General features: G+C 35.9%; 5 protein-coding genes and 1 pseudogene. All 6 read left to right on the plus strand.

Going from position 1 to position 4,217, the window contains the following annotated elements; translation table 11 throughout:
* Nucleotides 1-582, plus strand: a pseudogene (locus tag AC1RPN_RS07660) (MobV family relaxase); the annotation flags it as partial.
* 577 nt (nt 583-1,159) lie between these two features.
* A complete protein-coding gene (locus AC1RPN_RS07665) occupies nt 1,160-1,324 on the plus strand; it encodes a transcriptional regulator (RefSeq protein WP_481761992.1) in 165 nt (54 codons plus the stop codon).
* A gap of 74 nt (nt 1,325-1,398) precedes the next feature.
* A complete protein-coding gene (locus AC1RPN_RS07670; RefSeq protein ID WP_481761991.1) occupies nt 1,399-2,130 on the plus strand; it encodes a replication protein in 732 nt (243 codons plus the stop codon).
* Nucleotides 2,127-2,348: a hypothetical protein gene (locus AC1RPN_RS07675; RefSeq protein WP_481761990.1), complete on the plus strand. Its 222-nt coding sequence runs from the start codon at nt 2,127-2,129 to the stop codon at nt 2,346-2,348. The genes AC1RPN_RS07670 and AC1RPN_RS07675 overlap by 4 nt, the downstream gene beginning before the upstream one ends.
* Before the next feature lie 93 nt (nt 2,349-2,441).
* A complete protein-coding gene (locus tag AC1RPN_RS07680; protein WP_481761989.1) occupies nt 2,442-3,062 on the plus strand; it encodes a GNAT family N-acetyltransferase in 621 nt (206 codons plus the stop codon).
* Between the two features lie 574 nt (nt 3,063-3,636).
* Nucleotides 3,637-4,217, plus strand: a 581-nt coding sequence (gene mobV / locus AC1RPN_RS07685) for a MobV family relaxase (protein ID WP_481763635.1), incomplete at its 3' end; no start/stop codon positions are given.

The following is a 4,217-nucleotide window of genomic DNA, read 5'->3' on the forward strand; positions in this document are numbered from 1 at the left end:
AAAGAGAATGGCTTTGATGTTCAACGTGGCAACAAAAACAAAGAGCGTAAGAATTTATCAGTACCCGAATACAAAACTATGCGGGAAGATTTGAAAAAAATAGAGACCGAAAAACAAGAGACACAAGCAAAGCTTGCAGATACTAAAAAACAGCTTGATGAAATCAAGCCACGGGATAACAAAAAAATTGCTAGTAAACCAACTTTGCTGAATAAAAATAAAGTCATGGTTGATAAATCTGATCTCGCTGATTTGGAACAACGGGCGTCTTTTAGTGATAATTACAATCAAATGCATGCTAGAGCAAGGCGTGAAGCCGACTCGTTAAGAGATAAACTGACTAGAACAACGTGGGACTATAATGACCTCGAAAGAGAGAATGAGCGATTGCAAAAGTTAGTCGGAACACTTCAAGGCATTGTCCGCAATGTTGATGAATTTCTACACAAAAAACTAGGTATCAATTTACCTGACAAGTGGCTAGAACGTGCAGGACTAAAAGAACCGTCTAAAAAAGCCCCTGAAAGCTCACAGGAACTCGAAAAACATAAATCTGATGAATTAGGCGGTCCACATCTTTAAAACGCTTATATGGGCTTAAAATGGCATTTAAGAGCTTAATTTAACATCTGGCTAGATTGAACGTCGTTAATTTTGTGTCTGTCAACGGTAAATCGAATTAAAGGGGCTTGCTGCTTTAGCAGTTAGCCCCTTTTTGAGGCTTTAAGGAGTTGATAGACTAGCGGATAAAACACTTTTGCGCATGCAAAGAAAAGCACACCTGCTTTTTTTGCCTGCCCCACGGCGAGTGCGGGGTGAGTTTGAGCGGGAGCTCCCGCTCATTTATGGGGTCAAGCTGACACAGCTTGCGGGTTTGGGCGGAGCCCATATTTTGGTTTGAGTGGGATAAAAATTTTGAAAATCAGGGGGCAGGGAGCGAATTTCGCTCCCGTACTACGACCCCCCTATAAGTGCCGAGTGCCAAATTTTACTTGAATAGGACTTTACGCTTACTCTCCCAATGGATTTGGGAGTTTTTTTATGACCGCCGTTTGACCGCCGTTTTGACCGCCGTTTTTTTAAACGGGTTATTTTTTGACTATATAGACTATAAGTATATAATGATGTATAATGATAAAAAAATAAAGGAGTGAGTTTTATGCCTGAAGAGAAAACAGAATATCAAGTTGTAACCGTTAGAATACCTAAAAAGATGTATGCTGATTACAAAGAGATTTTAAAAAGTGAAGGAAAAATTGTAACTTACGATATTAGAAACTATATGCGTGATGTTATCGAAAAATCTAAGAAAGGAGAAAAATGAGCATAAAAAAAGAGCGCCCTCTCTCAAGTTCGCTCGTGAAAAATGCTTTTATTTTCTAAAGGTGATTATACTATATGACTACTAAAAATACAAAGGCTAGAAACTTTGCATTCATTTTGTATCCTGAAAGTATTCCTGAAAACTTTATTGAAAATTTAGAAAAAACTGGTATTCCTATGGCGATTAGTCCGCTCCATAATTTAGATAAAACTGAACGAAAATTTAAAGATATGACTCCTGATGAACAAGAGATAATAAGTGCTGGTGGATCAATTTATAAAAAACCACATTATCATGTTTTGTATATTGCTCGTAATCCGGTTACTGTTGAAAGTATTCGGAAAAAAATAAAACGTAATTTAGGTGATCAATCTGTATCTCATATCGAAATTGTTGATAGCGTGGAGTATTATTTTCAGTATTTAACGCATGAAAGTTCTGATGCAATTAAGAAAGGTAAACACCGCTACGATAAAAAAGATTTAATCTTTATAAATGATTTTGATATTGATAGATACGTAACACTTGATGAAAATGAAAAGAAAGAATTAAGGCAGACTTTACTTGAAATTGTAGATGAATATAACATTGTTAATGTAAAGGAATTAAGCTCGTTTATCAGACAAAGAGGTAACGAATTTGGAATTGAGAGTATGAAATATGTGAATGAAATAATTTCAAGTTCTTCTGGAATTTTTCGACTATATTTTGATGCAAATTACCAATGTGGTTATCGTCCGGTCTATTCAAAAACCATTGATCCTGATACAGGAGAAATAAAGAATGAGAGAGGGGTGAGAGCATGAGAGAGTTTAGTGAAAGTGATGTTGAGAAATACTTAGAATACACTGATCAAAATGTTATCCCGACTAAAGAGCTTTTAGGTCAATGCTTTATTTGTGGTATAAAGTTAAGTGAAACTGAGACACCTGAAGGTCCAGAAAAACGAGTTGTTTGTTTGAAAGATAGAGATTACTTTGTTGAAGGATTTGAGGAATTGATAGAAATGGGAGAAATAAAATAAATATTGAGACTGGAGAGGTTAAGTAATGATTATTGACGTGGAATATATTGGATTTAAGAACAATTTAGAAGTTAATTATTTGGAGGAAAAGTAATGACACAAGCAGATATTAAATACCGTCCTATTAAACCATCCGATTATCATATCTTGGAAGATATGATTCGCAAATCATGGAACTACGATCGATTAGGAAGCCCAAAATTAGCTAAACAACTGTCTAAAATATATCTTGCCAGTTGTCTTGTTAATCAAACATTTACTAGTGTTGCTGTTTTTAATGAAGTGCCTGTTGGTATTATTATGGGTAAAAATAGAGAAACACATCGTAAACCACTAAGGTATCTTATTCGGCAAGGAATTGCTGTTGCACGAATTGCTATATCTAAAGAAGGGCGTAAAATTGGAAAGACGTTTCAAAAATTTGAAGAAGTTGATGAAATTCTTTTAAAGAGCATTGGTACAAACTTTGATGGTGAATTAGCTTTTTTTGTTGTAGATGGAAACCAACGTGGTTCAGGTATCGGTAAACAATTGTATCAACAATTTTTAGATTATATGACATCTGAAAATCTTAAGACATTTTACTTATTTACGGATACGACATGTAATTTTGGCTTTTATGAACATCAAGGTTTGGAACGATTAGCTGAAGAAACGCTCGATTTGCCAGAATTACAAGAGAATATGCATTTCTATTTGTACGGAAAAATGTGATAAAAGGGGCTAGTATTATATTTTCTAAGTAAAATGAAAAAATGTTATTTCTTAAAAATTTACCTTCAATGGGCGCGATTGTTGAACTATTTTTTTAGAAAAGGGTAGCTTAGGCTACTCTTTTTTATTTGGCCAGTGGGAAAATAAACGGTAGGGTCAACGATAAATGTCTGACTGAAGCAAATCGGAAGGAATTTAAGAAGTTGATACGATCCACTGATTTTCCACCCTCTTGGCAACTCGTTTTCGAGCCGTCGGAGACATGTAGAAATTTTCTGGGTTTGCCACTTTTGAAAAAGTGGCAAGGTCTGTTGTTTTGAATTTGATATTGAAATGAATTTGCAATCGTTGCGGAAAAATGCAAAGGTGAAAATATCATTTCTGTTACTAGAAAAAAGGACAGCTGTAGGCGTTTTTTTTTGTGCCTGTTCACGTCGAACCTTTTCAGCCTAAAGGCGAAAAAAGGGGCAAAGTGGACAGACAGTTTTTAGCCTCGCAGAGACCACACTTCACAGAGTGAAGTATAGTGGGTTATACTTTACTTGGAAGATAACTCCGAAATGAGGTGCGTACTATGAGTTTTGTAGTGGCTAGAATGACGAAATTAAAAGCTGATAATTTAGTCGGTATTGGCAATCATGACCAACGGAAAACGACTAATCACAGCAACGAAGATATTGATGTTTCCCGCTCCCACTTGAATTATGATTTGGTGGCTGGGCGCACTGATAATTTTAAAACGGATATTGAAGCCTATATCAACGAAAATAAAGCTAGTAAGCGGGCAGTTCGCAAAGACGCTGTTTTAGTCAATGAGTGGATTCTAACCAGTGACAAAGATTTTTTTGAGCAATTAGACGAAGTCGAAACCCGTAAATATTTTGAAACAGCCAAACAATATTTTGCAGATAACTATGGCGACGAAAATATTCGTTATGCGGTCGTTCACTTGGACGAGAAGACCCCTCACATGCATATGGGCATTGTGCCCTTTGATGATGATAGAAAGCTCTCAGCTAAGCGTATATTCAATCGTGAAGCCTTACAGCGCATTCAAGAGGAATTACCACAATATCTCAAAGAGAATGGCTTTGATGTTCAACGTGGCAACAAAAACAAAGAGCGTAAGAATTTATCAGTACCCGAATACAAAAC

The organism is Dellaglioa sp. CoH-57-MRSF-20, from assembly GCF_056781955.1.

Excerpts from the sequence above, each read along its gene's own strand:
- AC1RPN_RS07675 (WP_481761990.1), top strand. The coding sequence starts at position 2,127 with ATGAGAGAGTTTAGTGAAAGTGATGTTGAGAAATACTTAGAATACACT.
- AC1RPN_RS07665 (WP_481761992.1), top strand. The coding sequence starts at position 1,160 with ATGCCTGAAGAGAAAACAGAATATCAAGTTGTAACCGTTAGAATACCT.
- AC1RPN_RS07670 (WP_481761991.1), top strand. The coding sequence starts at position 1,399 with ATGACTACTAAAAATACAAAGGCTAGAAACTTTGCATTCATTTTGTAT.
- AC1RPN_RS07680 (WP_481761989.1), top strand. The coding sequence starts at position 2,442 with ATGACACAAGCAGATATTAAATACCGTCCTATTAAACCATCCGATTAT.